The sequence below is a fragment of the Brevibacterium samyangense genome (assembly GCF_039529845.1).
Lineage (GTDB): Bacteria > Actinomycetota > Actinomycetes > Actinomycetales > Brevibacteriaceae > Brevibacterium > Brevibacterium samyangense.
In genome coordinates, this window is record NZ_BAAANO010000002.1 from 149,376 (window position 1) to 164,789 (window position 15,414).

17 protein-coding genes and 1 pseudogene are annotated in these 15,414 nt (G+C 67.2%); 11 read left to right on the forward strand and 7 right to left on the reverse strand.

The features are described from left to right. Positions 1–38 precede the first annotated feature (38 nt). From ABD172_RS00930 to ABD172_RS00940, 3 genes are all read left to right on the forward strand, one after another. Complete coding sequence (locus ABD172_RS00930) at positions 39–752, forward strand: response regulator (RefSeq protein WP_344306072.1); 714 nt, start codon at positions 39–41, stop codon at positions 750–752. Then, positions 749–1,867: a sensor histidine kinase gene (locus ABD172_RS00935; RefSeq protein ID WP_344306075.1), complete on the forward strand. Its 1,119-nt coding sequence runs from the start codon at positions 749–751 to the stop codon at positions 1,865–1,867. Before ABD172_RS00930 ends, ABD172_RS00935 begins: the two co-directional genes overlap by 4 nt. A 94-nt stretch (positions 1,868–1,961) precedes the next feature. Then, a complete protein-coding gene (locus tag ABD172_RS00940; protein ID WP_344306077.1) occupies positions 1,962–2,285 on the forward strand; it encodes a heavy-metal-associated domain-containing protein in 324 nt (107 codons plus the stop codon). A 43-nt stretch (positions 2,286–2,328) separates the two neighbouring features. Here the strand turns inward: ABD172_RS00940 and ABD172_RS15280 are convergent, their stop codons facing one another. Continuing rightward, entirely contained in the window at positions 2,329–2,526 is a 198-nt protein-coding gene (locus ABD172_RS15280; protein WP_425546631.1) for a hypothetical protein, read from the reverse strand. 18 nt (positions 2,527–2,544) lie between these two features. Here ABD172_RS15280 and ABD172_RS00945 point away from each other — a divergent pair, with 18 nt between their 5' ends. The 3 genes from ABD172_RS00945 to ABD172_RS00955 are packed head-to-tail and all read left to right on the forward strand — an operon-like array spanning position 2,545 to position 6,303. Beyond that, positions 2,545–4,572 (forward strand): copper-translocating P-type ATPase, encoded by a 2,028-nt coding sequence (locus ABD172_RS00945; RefSeq protein WP_425546632.1) that lies wholly within the window; start codon positions 2,545–2,547, stop codon positions 4,570–4,572. Next, the gene (locus ABD172_RS00950) at positions 4,569–5,195 is read left to right on the forward strand and encodes a DUF305 domain-containing protein (RefSeq protein ID WP_344306081.1); all 627 of its coding nucleotides are present in this window, start codon (positions 4,569–4,571) and stop codon (positions 5,193–5,195) included. The genes ABD172_RS00945 and ABD172_RS00950 overlap by 4 nt, the downstream gene beginning before the upstream one ends. A 55-nt stretch (positions 5,196–5,250) precedes the next feature. Further along, a complete protein-coding gene (locus ABD172_RS00955) occupies positions 5,251–6,303 on the forward strand; it encodes a type II glyceraldehyde-3-phosphate dehydrogenase (protein ID WP_344306084.1) in 1,053 nt (350 codons plus the stop codon). A 23-nt stretch (positions 6,304–6,326) separates the two neighbouring features. On the opposite strand, the gene ABD172_RS00960 is transcribed toward ABD172_RS00955, so the two are convergent. Together ABD172_RS00960 and ABD172_RS00965 are read right to left on the reverse strand one after the other, a co-directional pair. Then, positions 6,327–7,235, reverse strand: coding sequence for a fructose bisphosphate aldolase (locus ABD172_RS00960; RefSeq protein ID WP_344306086.1), 909 nt, complete (start codon positions 7,233–7,235; stop codon positions 6,327–6,329). Between the two features lies 1 nt (position 7,236). After that, entirely contained in the window at positions 7,237–7,644 is a 408-nt protein-coding gene (locus ABD172_RS00965; RefSeq protein ID WP_344306088.1) for a four-helix bundle copper-binding protein, read from the reverse strand. Positions 7,645–7,865: 221 nt separating this feature from the next. On the opposite strand from ABD172_RS00965, the gene ABD172_RS00970 reads away from it, so the two are divergent. The 4 genes from ABD172_RS00970 to ABD172_RS00985 all read left to right on the forward strand — a co-directional run bounded on the left by ABD172_RS00970 (position 7,866) and on the right by ABD172_RS00985 (position 11,227). Further along, the gene (locus ABD172_RS00970; protein ID WP_344306091.1) at positions 7,866–8,075 is read left to right on the forward strand and encodes a heavy-metal-associated domain-containing protein; all 210 of its coding nucleotides are present in this window, start codon (positions 7,866–7,868) and stop codon (positions 8,073–8,075) included. Then, complete coding sequence (locus ABD172_RS00975; RefSeq protein ID WP_175406998.1) at positions 8,072–8,227, forward strand: hypothetical protein; 156 nt, start codon at positions 8,072–8,074, stop codon at positions 8,225–8,227. Before ABD172_RS00970 ends, ABD172_RS00975 begins: the two co-directional genes overlap by 4 nt. Next, positions 8,227–10,572, forward strand: coding sequence for a heavy metal translocating P-type ATPase (locus tag ABD172_RS00980; protein WP_344306094.1), 2,346 nt, complete (start codon positions 8,227–8,229; stop codon positions 10,570–10,572). Before ABD172_RS00975 ends, ABD172_RS00980 begins: the two co-directional genes overlap by 1 nt. A gap of 325 nt (positions 10,573–10,897) precedes the next feature. Continuing rightward, positions 10,898–11,227 carry a metal-sensitive transcriptional regulator gene (locus ABD172_RS00985; protein WP_344306171.1) on the forward strand — a complete coding sequence of 110 codons (330 nt, stop codon included), beginning with the start codon at positions 10,898–10,900 and terminating at the stop codon, positions 11,225–11,227. A 69-nt stretch (positions 11,228–11,296) separates the two neighbouring features. On the opposite strand, the pseudogene ABD172_RS00990 reads toward ABD172_RS00985, so the two are convergent. The 4 genes and pseudogenes from ABD172_RS00990 to ABD172_RS01005 all read right to left on the reverse strand — a co-directional run bounded on the left by ABD172_RS00990 (position 11,297) and on the right by ABD172_RS01005 (position 14,707). Next, a pseudogene (locus ABD172_RS00990) lies at positions 11,297–12,176 on the reverse strand (IS256 family transposase). Between the two features lie 141 nt (positions 12,177–12,317). Further along, entirely contained in the window at positions 12,318–12,713 is a 396-nt protein-coding gene (locus ABD172_RS00995; protein ID WP_344306095.1) for a hypothetical protein, read from the reverse strand. Next, entirely contained in the window at positions 12,710–13,924 is a 1,215-nt protein-coding gene (locus ABD172_RS01000) for a serine hydrolase domain-containing protein (protein WP_344306097.1), read from the reverse strand. The genes ABD172_RS00995 and ABD172_RS01000 overlap by 4 nt, the downstream gene beginning before the upstream one ends. A gap of 147 nt (positions 13,925–14,071) precedes the next feature. Beyond that, a complete protein-coding gene (locus ABD172_RS01005; RefSeq protein ID WP_344306099.1) occupies positions 14,072–14,707 on the reverse strand; it encodes an ArsR/SmtB family transcription factor in 636 nt (211 codons plus the stop codon). Positions 14,708–14,872: 165 nt separating this feature from the next. Between ABD172_RS01005 and ABD172_RS01010 the strand changes: the two genes are divergently transcribed. After that, on the forward strand, positions 14,873–15,346 hold the full coding sequence (locus ABD172_RS01010; RefSeq protein ID WP_344306101.1) for an acyl-CoA thioesterase: 474 nt from the start codon (positions 14,873–14,875) through the stop codon (positions 15,344–15,346). Positions 15,347–15,414: the final 68 nt, after the last annotated feature.

The window sequence follows — 15,414 nt, forward strand, 5'->3', positions numbered from 1 at the left end:
AGGCTGTAAGGCATCAGAACTGGGGACAGACTGGGTACATGTGGGCTGAACGAACCGACCACCACCCTGGCGGACGCATCGTCGTCGCCGAGGACGAAAAGCCGCTGGCGCAGATGGTGGCGACCTATCTGAGCCGAGACGGCTTCCACGTCGAGCAGGCACACACCGGAGTCCAGGCGCTCGACAGCGTTAGGGCCGAGGAGCCGGACGTGCTGATCCTCGACCTCGGGCTGCCCGGGCTCGACGGAATCGAGGTCTGCCGCCGCGTGCGGGCGATGTCGGAGTGCTACGTGCTGATCCTGACCGCCCGGAGTGGTGAGAACGACAAGCTCATGGGGCTTGCCGCCGGTGCGGATGACTACATCACCAAACCCTTCAGCGTCCGGGAACTGGTCGCCCGAGTCCACGCCGTGCTCCGGCGCCCCCGCACCGGAAACCCACCCCAGGACTCCGTCCGCGTCGTCGGCGATCTCACCATCGACCTGGCCGGCCACGAGGTCCGCCGCGACGATGCGGTGCTTCCTCTGACGCGCACCGAGTTCGACCTGTTGGTCGCCTTGTCTGCAGCACCCAACCGTGCGCTCTCCCGCCGGCAGCTCATCGACGCCGTCTGGGACACGTCCTGGGTTGGTGATGAACGGATCGTCGATGTCCACATCGGTCATTTGCGGCGCAAGCTCGGTGAAGGCCCCGATGGTGGCGGCCTCATTGAGACCGTCCGCGGCGTCGGCTATCGAATGGTGCTCCGATGAGACTGCGCAACTCCGGCTTGGCCGCCCGCCTGTTCGCCACCCAGCTGGTCGTGGTGGCGGCAAGTCTGCTCGGCGCGGTGGCGGTCGCCACCGTGGCCGGGCCCCCGCTGTTCCACGAACACCTGGAGATGGCCGGTGTTTCGGGGGGATCCCCGGAACTGTTCCATGTCGAACAGGCCTACCGCGACGCGAACCTGATCACCATGGCGGTGGCATTGGGCACCGGTCTGGCTTGTGCGTTCCTGGCCAGCTTCCTGCTCTCCCGCACGATCCGCACCCCGCTGGAACAGCTCACCGCTGCGGCCGCCGAAGTCGCCCACGGCAACTATGACGTGCGCGTCCCGGTGCTCGGGGCCGGCGGCGAACTCGATTCCCTGGCCCGGGCGTTCAACACGATGGCCGACCAGCTGACCCGCACCGAGGAAACGCGGCGGCGCATCCTGTCCGACCTCGCCCACGAGATGAGCACACCGGTCTCGGTCATCTCCGTCTACCTCGAGGGACTCCAGGACCAGGTCGTCGAGTGGAACCCCACCACCCACGCCGTGATGGCCGAACAGCTGGCACGCCTGACACGTCTTGTCGAAGACATCGACGACGTCTCGCGTGCCGAGGAAGGTCGCATCGACCTCGACCCGGCCCCCGTGCCCGTCGCCGACCTGCTCGACAGCTGCGCCGCCACCGTCGAGGAGAACTATGCGGCCAAGGGAATGACGCTCACCACCGCAGCCGACCCCGATGCCGACGTCGTGATCGCCGATCGGCAACGGCTGGCGCAAGTCCTCGACAACCTCCTGTCGAACGCCCTGCGCCACACCCCACCCAAGGGAACCGTCTCCCTCACCGCCACCGGCACCAGCGACACCGTGATCATCCGCGTCACCGACACCGGCGACGGCATGACCGCCGACCAGCTCACTCACGTCTTCGAACGCTTCTACCGCGGCGACACCGCCCGCGACCGCGACCACGGCGGCTCCGGCATCGGCCTGACGATCTCCCACGCCCTCATCGCGGCCCACGGCGGCACCCTCACCGCGTCCTCCGCCGGCCCCGGCCACGGCTCCGAGTTCACCATCGAACTGCCCCGCACCCCCGGAAAGGCCTACCCGTGAGAACGAACACCTTTACTCACATACCCCATGGGGGTATATTCGGGTTGTTGGAGGCTCTCTCCACCTCTCCGAGCCCACTAGTCAGGAGCACATCATGACCGCATCCTCCCGCCAGCTGCCCCTCGCATCGGCAGGTTGTGCCTGCTGCGCACCCGCCGACGCCGCCACTCCACGTTCAATCGGCAGCAGTGCTGATCCGGACTCCACGGTCACACTCGCTGTGGAAGGGCTGACCTGCCAGGGCTGCGCCTCGCGCGTAACCCAGGCTGTGCAGGCACTGGATGCAAACGCCCAGGTGGACGTCACGCTGGTACCCCATGGCCGGTCCACCGTCACGGTGACCAGCAGCGCACCGGCGGACACGGCGGTGCTGCAATCGGCGCTTGCCGCTGCCGGATACCCCGCAGCAGAAGCCTGATCGGCTACCCACCACCCGACTGTGAAGGACAACGATGAGCAATTCACAGCACCACCACCATCAACCCGAGCCGGCAGATCACACCCACGACCATCACCATCACGATCACCTCGACGCGGACAGCCACGGACAGGCGATGCCGCAGGGACACGGGCACTCCGCCCTCGATGAACTTCCCGCCCCTGGCCCCGGCAATCACGCCGGGCACGACCATGACGCGCATGCTGACCACGGCGAGCACGCGGGGCACAGTGTTGCGATGTTCCGGAACCGCTTCTGGGTCAGTCTGATCCTGTCGGTGCCGGTCGTCATCTTCAGCCACATGGTCGCCGACCTGCTCGGCTATCAGGTGCCCGAGTTCTTCGGCTCGGCTTGGATCGCCCCGGTGCTGGGCACGGTCATCTACGTCTACGGAGGCATGCCCTTCCTCAAGGGCGGCCTCAATGAGCTGAAATCGCGGCAGCCGGGGATGATGCTGCTCATCGCGATGGCCATCACCGTGGCCTTCGTCGCCTCCTGGATCACCAGCTTGGGCATCGGCGACTTCATGCTCGACTTCTGGTGGGAGCTGGCACTGCTGGTCACCATCATGCTGCTGGGCCACTGGATGGAGATGCGTGCACTCGGTGCGGCATCCGGCGCGCTCGACGCGCTGGCCGAACTGCTGCCCGACGAAGCCGAAAAGGTCACCGATCTGGGCATCATCACCGTCCCGATCGCCCAGCTGCGCATCGGCGACACCGTCCTGGTCCGGTCCGGGTCCCGGGTCCCGGCCGACGGACACATCATCGACGGGCGCGCCGAGTTCGACGAGTCCATGATCACCGGCGAATCGAAGCCCGTCGCCCGCGAGCTCGGCGACACGGTGGTCGCCGGCACCGTCGCCACCGACAACGCGGTACGTGTGAGGGTGGAGGCCACCGGCGGGGACACCGCCCTGGCAGGCATCCAGCGGATGGTCGCCGAAGCCCAGGCGTCCTCGTCGCGGGCGCAGGCGCTGGCTGATCGCGCCGCGGCGCTGCTGTTCTGGTTCGCGCTGGTCGCGGGCATCATCACCTTCGCCGTCTGGCTGCTGCTCGGCTTCCCCGACCAAGCGGTGATCCGCACGGTGACGGTGCTCGTCATCGCCTGCCCGCACGCGCTCGGCCTGGCGATTCCGCTGGTGATCGCCATCTCAACGGAGAAGGCCGCCCGGTCGGGCGTGCTCATCAAGAACCGGCTCGCGCTGGAGCGGATGCGCTCGATCGACGTCGTGCTGTTCGACAAGACCGGCACTCTCACGGAGGGCGCGCATGCGGTCACCGGGATCACCCATGTCACCGGCACCACCGCCGGGCGGGTGCTGGCGCTGGCCGCTGCCACCGAGGCCAACAGCGAACACCCGGTGGCACGGGCGATCACCGCAGCGGCAGCCGAGGACCCGGAAGCGGCCTCGACTCGTCTGCAGGCACGCGAGTTCACCGCCGCCGCCGGTCGCGGGGTCCGCGCCATGGTCGATGGTTCCGAGATCACCGTCGGCGGGCCCAACATGCTGCGCGACCACGGCCTGGAATCACCAGCCGAGATCGCCGCCGACGTCGCGGAATGGACGCAGCGCGGTGCCAGCGTCCTGCACATCGTCCAGGACCGGACCATTATCGGCGCGGTCGCGCTGGAGGACCGTGTGCGGCCGGAATCCCGGGCCGCGGTCCACGCCCTGCAGGAACGCGGCGTCAAGGTCGCGCTCATCACCGGTGACGCGCAGCAGGTCGCCGACGCCGTCGGCCGCGACCTCGGCATCGACGAGGTCTTCGCCGAAGTGCTCCCGCAGGACAAGGACTCCGCCGTCATCGACCTGCAGAACAGGGGACTGTCGGTGGCGATGGTCGGCGACGGCGTCAACGACGCCCCCGCCCTTGCCCGGGCAGACGTCGGCATCGCCATCGGGGCGGGCACCGACGTGGCGATGGAATCGGCCGGGGTCGTACTGGCCGGCAACGATCCACGAGCAGTGCTGTCGATGATCGACCTGTCCCGGGCCAGCTACCGCAAGATGATCCAGAACCTGGCCTGGGCGACCGGCTACAACGTCCTCGCCGTCCCGCTGGCCGCCGGAGTCCTGGCCCCCATCGGGCTCGTGCTCTCCCCGGCCGTCGGCGCGATCCTGATGTCGCTGTCGACGATCATCGTCGCCCTCAATGCACAGCTGCTGCGCCGCACCGAACTCAACCCGGCATGGCTGGCACCAACCCCGACTGAGACGTCCCGACCAGAAACCGTCCACCACCAAGGAAAGGTCACATCATGAAGCGCACACCACTGGCAGTTGCGGCAGCCGTCGCCGGCACGCTGATCCTCTCGGCATGCACCGGAAACGCCGACCCCGCCGGCACAGGGGAAGATCCGGCCCCTGCGACCTCGGTCGCCACCGACACCGCAGGCTCCGGTGAGGAGATCTCCGAGGAGCACAACGATGCCGACGTCATGTTCGCGCAGATGATGATCCCGCACCATCAGCAGGCCGTCGAGATGAGCGAGACCCTGCTGGCCAAGGACGACATCCCGCAGAACGTCGCCGACTTCGCCCAGGGAGTCATCGACGCGCAGGGGCCCGAGATCGACCGGATGAACGCCATGCTCGAAGCCTGGGGCCAGGAACCCATGGGCGACATGGGTGACTCGGGCGGTCACGGCGGCATGAGCGGGATGATGAGCGAGGACGACATGCAGCAGCTCGAAGACGCCACCGGCACCGAGGCCGCGAAGCTGTACCTGGAGCAGATGACCAGACATCACGAGGGCGCCGTCGAGATGGCCGAACAGCAGGTGTCCGACGGGCAGAACCCGCAGGCGATAGCGCTGGCCGAGCAGGTCATCGAAGACCAGGAGACGGAGATCCAGGAGATGAAGACGATGCTCGACGAACTCTGACCCGCGGGCGACGAGCCCACCGTGGGACACGCGCACCACCTCGAAAGGAATGAGCATGGACACCAAGATCAAAGTCGCGGTGAATGGATACGGGGTCATCGGCAAACGCGTCGCCGACGCCGTCCTGGCCCAGGACGACATGGCACTCATCGGCGTCAGCGACGTCACCGCCGACTATCGGGTCGCGGCCGCCGCCGCGCGCGACATCCCCGTCTTCGCCTCCACCTCTGAGGCCCATCAGGAAATGCGTGCCTCCGGGCATGCCCTGGCAGGTGAGCTGCCTGACCTGCTCGATCAAGTCGACGTCGTCGTGGACTGCACCCCGGCCAAAGTCGGGGCGGGAAACCTCGACCTCTACCGAGCTCATCGCGTGAGATCGGTATTCCAGGGCGGGGAGAAGCACGATCTCACGGGGCACTCCTTCGTCGCCCACGCCAACTACAGCTCCACCCGCGGCCGCGACTCCACCCGGGTCGTCTCGTGCAACACCACCGCGACCGTGCGCACCCTCACCGCGCTGAAGAACGTCGGGCTGCTGTCGAAGGCGCGCGGCGTGCTCATCCGGCGGGCGACCGACCCCTGGGAGTCCGACCACTCCGGGATCATGAACACGATCGTCCCTGAGGGGCGCATCCCCAGCCACCAGGGACCCGACGCCCAAACGGTGGTTCCCGACCTCGACGTCGTCACCATGGCGGCGAAAGGAGCCCATACCCAGAACCACCTGCACTACTGGACGATCGAGCTCACCCGTCCCGTCGAGAAGGCCGAGGTCCTCGAGGCGTTCCGGGCGGTGCCCAGGATCGCCTTCGTCAGGCGCTCCGACGGCATCGTGGCGGTCAACAGCACCGCCGAGCTGATGCAGGACCTCGGCAGGCCCCGCGGGGACATGTACGAAGTCGCAGTCTGGGAAGACATCCTCACCGTGGAAGGCACCGAACTGTTCTGCACGTACACGGTCGATAACCAGGCCATCGTGATCCCGGAGAACATCGACGCCATCCGAGCCCTGGCGGGTTCGGTCGAGGACGGTGACGATTCCATTCGCCGCACCGACACCGCGTTGGGGGTGCGCCGCGATTTCGTGAAGTCGTTCGCCCACCACTGACCTTCTGCCCCCGACCGCGTGCGTCAGGTGCGTGATGCGGCGACGATCGACGCAATCGCTGCATCCAGTGCCGCGGTGAACTGCGCATCGGTCTGATCCGCGGCCAGTCCTTCCGTCAGGGCGCGGGAGAAACTGGCGATCATCCCATGGTTGCGGGCCAGGCGGGTGTTGGCGTCCGCGCGGGAATAGCCGCCCGACAACGCCAACACCCGCACCACCCGCGGATGGTCCACGAACTCACGGTAGTGATCATCACGCTCGGGCAGGGTCAGTTTGAGGATGACCGGCTGATCCTCGCCGAGCCCGTCGAGCTCTTCCCGGATGGCAGTTCGCAGCTGGTCCTCGGCCCCTGCCTTGTCGGGAGAGTGGATGTCGACCTCGGGCTCCACAATGGGCACCAACCCGAACCGCAGAACCTGCCGAGCGATGGCGAACTGCTGGGCGACGACGGCATCCAACCCCGGTCCGGGCATCGTGATGACCGAGCGCATCTTCGTGCCGAACATGTGCCTGCTCACCGCGCGGATCAGCAGGGCGTCCAGCTCGGGGATGGGCTTCATGACCTGGGCACCGTGGGCCTGCGCTGCCAGTCCCTTGTCGATCTTGAGGAACGGCACGATGCCCTTCACCTCCCACAGGTACTCACCCGTCTGACGTCCGTCGATCTCCCGGTCCATGGTGTCTTCGAACAGGATCGACCCCAGGATGCGATCACCGTTGAAGGCCGGACTGGTGATGACACGGGTGCGCATCCGATGCACCAGATCGAACATCTCCGCCGGGCTGGAATAGGAATCCTCGCTGATCCCATAGAGCCGCAGCGCCTGCGGCGTGCTGCCCCCACTCTGATCCAACGCCGCGATGAAACCCGCGCCACTCCTGACTCGGGTGAACATGTCATCCACCCGGGCCGAATCAGAGCCGTGCTTCATCTCAGGCCAAGGCCTTCAGCAACGCGGCACACGCCTCTTCGCACCGTCTGCACGCCTCCGCGCAGATGCGGCAGTGCTCGTGCATCTGAGCGTGCTTTTCACACTCCTCCGCACACGCCCGGCACACCGTCCGGCACGTCTCCACCAGGGACCGGATGACTTCCGGATTCGTGCCGGTCAACCGCGAGAGCACGTTGCCGGTCGTGATGCAGATGTCCGCGCAATCCAAATCGGCGCGGATGCACGCCGCCAGGTCGGCCACCATCTCTTCGCTCAGACACGCATCCGCACAAGCCGTGCATGTCTGCGCACACTCGAAACACGCCGCGATACAGGCGGCGAGCGTATCCTTGTCAACCCCCTGCGCACCTGCAGGATGGGTCTCAATCATCGAAACTACATGCGACATGGAACTCTCCTTCCACTTCGACCAGGCGCAGCGGAATCCGCGCCCTACTGCGACCGTACGCGCGTGCCCCGCACCAGTTGAACCCCGCGAGCCATGAAGAGTCAGTGAAGATCCACCCGGGCGCCCTCCCCGACCCGCAATGTCCCTTGACCCCTATACCCCCGCCGGGTATATTTCGGTCAGCGATACCCGTCGTGGGTATTCAACGGAGGAGGTTCGCCATGGCTTCCAACACGTTCTCTGTGACCGGTATGACGTGCGGTCACTGCGAGATGTCGGTGCGGGAAGAAGTCGAGGAGATCGCCGGCGTCACCGATGTCGAGGTCTCCCACGAGACCGGACAGCTCGTCGTCACCTCGGAAGCCGGTGTCGACTCCGCGGCGGTCGTCGCGGCGGTCGAGGAGGCCGGCTACCAGGCGGTGCCTGCGTGAGTGCCGGCATCCGCCTGACGCTGTACGCGGCCGTACTGCTGGCGGTCTTCACCGCCGCGTACGGCGCGGGCAGCGCCTTCATCCCCGACTCCCTCGTGGAGTCCTGGATGCAAGACGTTGAGCAGGACCACCACGAGAAGGAAGGTGCCTGATGGCCGTCCAGCCCGCCGACACATCGCTGGCTCGCGACTCCGAACCGCAGACCGTCGCCGTGGAGCTCGACATCGAGGGCATGACGTGCGCCTCGTGCGCGAACCGGATCGAGCGCAAGCTCAACAAGCTCGACGGTGTCAGCGCCAGCGTCAACTACGCCACCGAGCAGGCCCGGGTCACCGCACCTGCCGGGTTCGACCTCCAGGATCTCATCACCACGGTGGAGGACGCCGGCTACCGGGCTCAGCTCCCCACCACTGCCGGAACCGGAGACGACGGCGACTCCACTGAAGGGGACCGCAGGGACCGCGAGCTGGAGGTGCTGCGTCAACGACTGCTCATCAGCGTCGCGTTAGCGGTGCCGGTCATTCTCATCTCGATGATCCCCGCCCTGCAGTTCACCTACTGGCAGTGGCTGTGCCTGACCCTGGCCGCCCCGGTCATCATCTGGGGCGGCTGGCCGTTCCACCGCGCCGCCTGGATCAACCTCCGTCACGGTGCGGCGACGATGGACACCCTAATCTCCGTCGGCACGCTGTCGGCGCTGGCCTGGTCGCTCTACGCATTGTTCTTCGGCACTGCAGGAGAACCCGGCATGACCCATGCCTTCGCGCTGACCGTCGAACCCACCGACGGAGCCTCCAGCATCTACCTCGAAGTCGGTGCCGGCGTGATCATGTTCGTGCTGCTCGGCCGCTACTTCGAAAAGCGCTCCAAACGCCAAGCCGGCGCAGCGCTGCGTGCCCTGCTCGAACTCGGCGCGAAAGACGTCGGCGTGCTGCGCAACGGCACGGAGGTGCGCATCCCGATCGCCGACCTGACCGTCGGGGACGAGTTCGTCGTCCGCCCGGGTGAGAAGATCGCCACCGACGGCGTCGTCGTCGCCGGCAGCTCCGCCGTCGATGAGTCGATGCTCACCGGCGAATCCATGCCCGTCGAGGTCAGCGAGGGCGACACCGTCACCGGCGCAACCGTCAACTCCGGAGGCCGGCTCATCGTGCGGGCCGCCCGCGTCGGGTCAGACACCCAGCTGGCCCAGATGGCCCAACTGGTCGAACAGGCCCAATCCGGCAAGGCCGAGATCCAACGCCTCGCCGATCGCATCTCCGGGGTCTTCGTCCCGATCGCGATCGCAATCGCCGTCGCAACGCTGGGCGCCTGGCTCGGTGCCGGCTTCCCACCCGCAGCAGCCTTCACCGCCGCTGTCGCCGTTCTCATCATCGCCTGCCCCTGCGCACTCGGACTGGCCACCCCCACCGCCCTGCTGGTCGGCACCGGACGCGGCGCCCAGCTGGGAATCCTCATCAAGGGCCCCGAGGTCCTCGAATCGACCCGCAAGGTCGACACCGTGGTGCTCGACAAGACCGGCACCGTGACCACCGGGTCCATGACCCTGCAGACGGTCCACCCCGCCGCAGGCGTCACCGCCGAGGAGCTGCTCCGCCTGGCCGGTGCCGCGGAGGCCGGCTCCGAACACCCGATCGCCCGCGCCATCACGCACGCAGCCGCCGAGCAGCTCGGCACGCTGCCCGACGTCGAGTCCTTCGCCAACCGCGAGGGCAAGGGGATCGAGGCTGTCATCGATGGTCACCTCGTCGTCGTCGGCCGGACCACCATGCTCGACGACTGGTCCCTGACCCTGCCCAGCGCCCTGGCGCACGCAAAAATAGCCGCCGAGGACAAGGGGCACACCGCAGTCGTCGTCGGGTGGGACGGCCACGCCCGAGGCGTTCTAACCGTTGCCGACCAGATCAAGGACGCCAGCGCCGAAGCCATCGCCCAATTCCGCGCCCTCGGCCTCACACCCGTGCTGCTGACCGGTGACAACACGACAGTCGCCGAGCACGTCGCATCCCAGGTCGGAATCGAACAGGTCATCGCGGGGGTGCTGCCCGCCGACAAAGTCAGAGTGGTCGCCCAACTGCAGGAAGACGGCGGGGTCGTCGCAATGGTCGGCGACGGCGTCAACGACGCGGCCGCACTGGCCCAGGCCGATCTCGGTCTGGCGATGGGCACCGGCACCGACGTCGCGATCGAGGCCGCAGACATCACACTGGTCCGGGGAGACCTGCGGTCAGCGGCCGATGCCATCAGACTGGCGCGCAAAACACTCGGCACGATCAAGGGCAATCTCTTCTGGGCCTTCGCCTACAACACCGCCGCGATTCCGCTGGCAGCTCTCGGACTGCTCAATCCCATGCTCGCCGGCGCCGCAATGGCCTTCTCCAGCATCTTCGTCGTCAGCAACAGCCTCCGGCTTCGAACCTTCAAATCCCAAACCGCGGAAGCGCCAAGCACCATTGCAGTGCGGAGCGACCGCGAGCTGACCACCCAGCAGAACTGACGGAAGAGGACGCTCTCATGACACTCCACAATCACCACGACCATGCAGCACCCGGTGCCAGCAACGCATGCGGTGGCACGGCCCCTCGCCCGCAGACGTGGCCCAAGTGTCCACCGCAGATGTTGCCGAGTGCCCCGTCATGATCGGCACCACTGTCGTCAAGGCGCAGGCCGAAGAAGCAGGGCTGTACCGCGACTACCACGGTCAGCGGTACTGGCTGTGCTGCGACACGTGCAGCGCGCTCTTTGATGCGAACCCCGCCGAATACGCCAGTCCTAGCGGGGCGGCAACCCGCCCGGAACTCACGACAACGGAAGATACGACGATGGACCTCACACCGCCCCCCGACACCTCAACCGACGAATGCCACACCACCCACGGCTACATCACCGACAAGGATCGATACCTAGCCCGCCTCAAACGCATTGAAGGCCAAGCCCGAGGCATCCAGCGAATGGTCGACGAGGAACAGTACTGCATCGACATCCTCACCCAGATCTCAGCACTCACCTCCGCACTCCGCAACGTCGGACTAGGGCTCCTCGATGACCACCTGAAACACTGCGTCGTAGACGCAGCGAAACACGGTGGAGAAGCCGCCGACGCCAAAATCAAGGAAGCCACCGACGCCATCGCCCGCCTCGTACGCTCATAAGATCTTCGCCTGAACCCCGGGCAGCGAGCACGGGTCTGTCCAGTTAACGGTGTAACTGGGATTTATTGATTACATCCTGTGAGCGGTCAGACGACCATCGAACGCGATATCGAAAGCGTTCAACGCCGGCTTCCACCGCTGCGTCCACCGGGCACGGCCCTTCCCCGTCGGATCCAGCGCCATCACCGCCATGTACACGCACTTGAGCGCGGCTTGCTCGTTCGGGAAATGACCCCGCGCCTTCGCCACCATCGCCGGCCCACAGGCCGAGGATGTCGCGGTGGCCTTCGGTCGTGACCGCCGGAGCCACGTAGATCGGCCGGTTGGCGACCTGCCCGTCGCGCACCTTCACGTGGATCGCGTCGATGAACACGACCGGGTACACCGGGTCCAGAGGACGGTTCTGCCACTCGTTCATCCCGTCGAGGACCTTGTCGGTGATCGTCGAGATCGTGGTCTTCGAGACCTCGGTGCCGTACACATCGGCCAGGTGCGCGGCGATATCACCGTGCGTCATCCCGCGGGCGGACAGGGACAACACGACGTCTTCGATGCTCCCGAGCCTGCGCCGGCGCTTCTTCACGATCATCGGTTCGAACGTGCCGGCGCGGTTCCGGGGTACATCGATCGCGATCGGGTCGCCCTTGGTCTGGACGGTCTTCGTACGGGTGCCGTTACGGGCGTTGCCGTCGGCGTGGCCGCGTTCGTTCTTCTCGTATCCGAGATGGTCGGTCAGTTCCCCGTCGAGGGCCGATTCGACGACGATCTTGGTCAGCTCGACCAGCAGCCCGTTCTCACCATCGATCGCAAGGCCCTGCGCGCGGGCCTGGCCAACGAGCTGCGTGACGAGGGACCGGTCGATACCGGAGGTGTTGGGGGAAGACGGTGCCACGGGTTGCTCGGGGTTCTCGACCGTGTCGTTATCGGACAGGGGTGTGTCTGTTCGCATTGTGTAGCTCCTTGACTGGAGTTACACCGTTAACCGTACAGTCCCCGGTCACCCTAGGTGCAGTGCTCGCGGGGGAGAGCCTCACTGCCCTGCAGATCCTCGGCTTCGCCCTCGCGCTCGCGGCGATGGTCGCGGGCCAGATCACCCCACGCCCGCGGCGAGCCCGAGGGCAGCGACCGCCACGAGGACGAACACGCCTTCACCGATTGCACCGAGGATCTCCTTCCTCCTGCGGCCCGGAGTGAGCCACGGCAGCCGGGGCGCGGCGACGACGAACAACCACGCCGCCCACACGAGCACCGCGGCGGCCGCGAACCAGGCGATGAGGGCCCACACCGGCAGTGCGAAGACCGCGAGGACGAAGAGGAAGCAGGCGACTCCGGACAGGAGTGCGACGCCACCGGAGACCCGTGACACGGGGTCCTGAGCGCCCGGGCGTTCTTCTCCGACGTTCATCGCCCGCATTCTCCGAAGTGCGGGCACGGTGCCGACGATGAGCACGAAGACGCCCACGAGCGCGCGGAACAGTTCCATCACGCGCCCTCCCCGTCGCTCTCGCCGCCTCGCGTGGTGGCGGGGTCCGTCGTGTCAGGATCGGCCGCACCGGAAGCCGCACCGGAATCCGCTCCGGCAGCCGCTGCGAACACCTCCGGATCGAGGAGCGTGAGTGCCTCGTCGACGGGCTTCTCCGTGTTCGCGAGGACGGCGATCACCGCACCCTCGGGCGTGAACCCGACGATCGAGCGGAAGCCGCCGGTCCCACCGTTGTGCCAGGTGACCGGCCCGGAATCGGGGTCGCCGCCGAGGTGCTCGTCCGTGATCCACCCCCACCCGATGCGTGATCCCTGGCGGTAATCGGCCCGTGCGTGTGCGGCGTCCGCGCCCGGCGCGGTGCCGTTCTGCACCGCCTGCGCGAGCACGGCGAGGTCGCGGACGCTCGAGCGCACCGCGCCGGCCGGTGCCTGTGCCTTCAATGTCCACGCGCCTGCGGGCAGTCCGTTCGTGCCGCGACCGCGGACGTCGCCGTCACGGATCGCCGCGGTGTCCGCGGGCACGTACGTGTCCTGCAGATCGAGGGGCTTAACGATCCGCTCGTCGACGAGCTTCGGGTAGCTCGTCCCCGTGACCTCGACGAGTGCGGCACCGAGGAGACCGAACCCGAAGTTCGAGTACGTCGGCGGCTGCGTGGGATCCGGGGTCGTACCGGCCGCCGCCGCGATGAGCTCCTCCGTGTCGAGCACGTACGGATCCAACCGCGCGAGTCCGCGCACGGTCGACTCGACGGTTTGCCCGAGGTCTCCGCGGACCAACCGCGGCAGTCCCGAGGAGTGTGTCGCGAGCTGTTCGAGAGTCACGTCCGCCGAGGCGCCGGCCCGGTCCCCGAACACGTCATCGAGAGTGGTCCCCGGGGTCACCTCGCCGCGCTCGATCGACTCGGCGAAGAGCATTCCGGTGAGCGCCTTCGAGATGGAGCCGGCCTCGAACACGGAATCGGAGTCCGCGCCGAATCCGGCGGTGAGGGCCTCCGCGCCGCCCGGCGGCACGTATGCCACGGCGACCCGGTCGTAACCGGTCGTTCCGAGGGTGGTGCGCAGCGCCTCGGCGAGAGAAGGGTCCCCCGCGGAGTGCTCGCGGAGCTTGAGGGGCCAGGGTGCAAGCGCGACGAGGGCGCACGCGAGTGCGCCGGTGACGAGGGCGGCGACGACGGTCGTCGTGAGTGAACGGGTGGTGAGCGTACGGGTGGTCATGATTCACCTCTTCTGCTTCGGTCCCCGGGGTTCGGGTCCGGGGGTTCGGGCCCGGGGTCGGTCCCGGACGTGCTCGCCCGCGCAGACCTGCTCGTGCAGACCTGTTCGCGTATGCGGACGCGCCGGTGTGCAGGTCCGTGTCGGGGGCTATCCCTGGGTGATGAGGAGGAGCGTGAGGAGAGGGACGATCCGCTCTCCCGGCACCTCCCAGGACCCGCGCGCCGGTGAGCGGAGCCAACCGGCGGCGGCGAGTTGGTTCACGTGGTGGTAGATCTGGCCGGTCGTGCCGAAGTCGTCCGTCGCGGCGAGCTCGGCGACGGTGCGTGTGCCGGAGTAGATCGCCTGCAGGATCCGCAGGCGCGTCGGGTGGGACAGTGCGGCGAACGACGCCGCGGAGTTCGCGAAGTCGAGCGCGTGGAGGTCGTCGGCCGGGCGGGCGAACTGCCATTCGGCCTTCCGGCCCTCGGGGGTGCGGACGACCCCGGTGTAGAAAACCGCGCCGGACTCCGGGGCGATCTCCTTGAGGGTTTCGAGCGCGAAGAACCGGTTCTCGGGATCTGGGCCCGAGGCCGATGTGGTGGTCGCAGATGCGGTTGTCGTCGATGTGGCCGGGGGAGCCGTGCGTGAGTCCGGTTCCGGATCCGCGTTCTGGTGCTCCGCTGTGACGGGCCGATCGGCTGCCGGCGCCCGGTCCTCTCCGTCCAGTCGTGCCTCGAGGGCGGAAATGCGCGCCTCGAGGGCATCGATCCGGTCGTCGCGGGTGTCGTCGGGTTTCTCGACCATGACTCGACAGTACGCGAACTACGTAATTATGTGAATAGCGGAATTGGGCTGAGGCTCCTGGGGCGGTGGCGCGACCGGCAGCGGTGCACGGGACTTCGATACGGTGGCGTCCCACATGCGGACCCCACCTGCCCATGCCGCGGGGACACCCCCTACGATGAACGCATGAGCGAAACCGCAGGCGACCACGAGGACGCGCAGGACCAGGAATTCCACCGGATGAACTTCCACACCCGCAAGTGGGTGCGTCCGGAGGACCTCAATGCGAACGGCACTCTGTTCGGCGGCAGCCTGCTGCGGTGGATCGACGACGAGGCGGTCGTCTACGCGATGATCCAGCTCGGTAATCAGCGGATCGTCACGAAGTACATCTCCGAGATCAACTTCCGTGCCTCCGCGGTTCAGGGAGACATCATCGAGATCGGCCTGCAGGCCACCCACTTCGGCCGCACCTCGCTCACGATGCGCTGCGAGGTCCGCAACATCATCACCGAGCAGATCATCCTCTCGATCTCGAAGATCGTCTTCGTCGGCCTCGACGAGCACGGCATGCCGAAGGAGCACGGGTACAAGGAGGTCACGTTCGAGCGTGACCGGTTTCCCGAAGGCCTGAGGCGCGGGCTCCGCCGCATCACCTGAGTCGGCTCTCACCCGAGTGCTCCGGTTTCAGGGGCGGACGGTTCGCCGGCTTCCGTGCGGGTCTGCGC

Excerpts from the sequence above, each read along its gene's own strand:
- ABD172_RS01000 (WP_344306097.1), bottom strand. The coding sequence starts at position 13,924 with ATGACCACCCGTACGCTCACCACCCGTTCACTCACGACGACCGTCGTC.
- ABD172_RS00930 (WP_344306072.1), top strand. The coding sequence starts at position 39 with ATGTGGGCTGAACGAACCGACCACCACCCTGGCGGACGCATCGTCGTC.
- ABD172_RS00935 (WP_344306075.1), top strand. The coding sequence starts at position 749 with ATGAGACTGCGCAACTCCGGCTTGGCCGCCCGCCTGTTCGCCACCCAG.
- ABD172_RS00955 (WP_344306084.1), top strand. The coding sequence starts at position 5,251 with ATGGACACCAAGATCAAAGTCGCGGTGAATGGATACGGGGTCATCGGC.
- ABD172_RS00960 (WP_344306086.1), bottom strand. The coding sequence starts at position 7,235 with ATGAAGCACGGCTCTGATTCGGCCCGGGTGGATGACATGTTCACCCGA.
- ABD172_RS01005 (WP_344306099.1), bottom strand. The coding sequence starts at position 14,707 with ATGGTCGAGAAACCCGACGACACCCGCGACGACCGGATCGATGCCCTC.
- ABD172_RS00940 (WP_344306077.1), top strand. The coding sequence starts at position 1,962 with ATGACCGCATCCTCCCGCCAGCTGCCCCTCGCATCGGCAGGTTGTGCC.
- ABD172_RS00965 (WP_344306088.1), bottom strand. The coding sequence starts at position 7,644 with ATGTCGCATGTAGTTTCGATGATTGAGACCCATCCTGCAGGTGCGCAG.
- ABD172_RS00970 (WP_344306091.1), top strand. The coding sequence starts at position 7,866 with ATGGCTTCCAACACGTTCTCTGTGACCGGTATGACGTGCGGTCACTGC.
- ABD172_RS01010 (WP_344306101.1), top strand. The coding sequence starts at position 14,873 with ATGAGCGAAACCGCAGGCGACCACGAGGACGCGCAGGACCAGGAATTC.
- ABD172_RS00950 (WP_344306081.1), top strand. The coding sequence starts at position 4,569 with ATGAAGCGCACACCACTGGCAGTTGCGGCAGCCGTCGCCGGCACGCTG.
- ABD172_RS00980 (WP_344306094.1), top strand. The coding sequence starts at position 8,227 with ATGGCCGTCCAGCCCGCCGACACATCGCTGGCTCGCGACTCCGAACCG.
- ABD172_RS00985 (WP_344306171.1), top strand. The coding sequence starts at position 10,898 with ATGGACCTCACACCGCCCCCCGACACCTCAACCGACGAATGCCACACC.
- ABD172_RS00945 (WP_425546632.1), top strand. The coding sequence starts at position 2,545 with ATGTTCCGGAACCGCTTCTGGGTCAGTCTGATCCTGTCGGTGCCGGTC.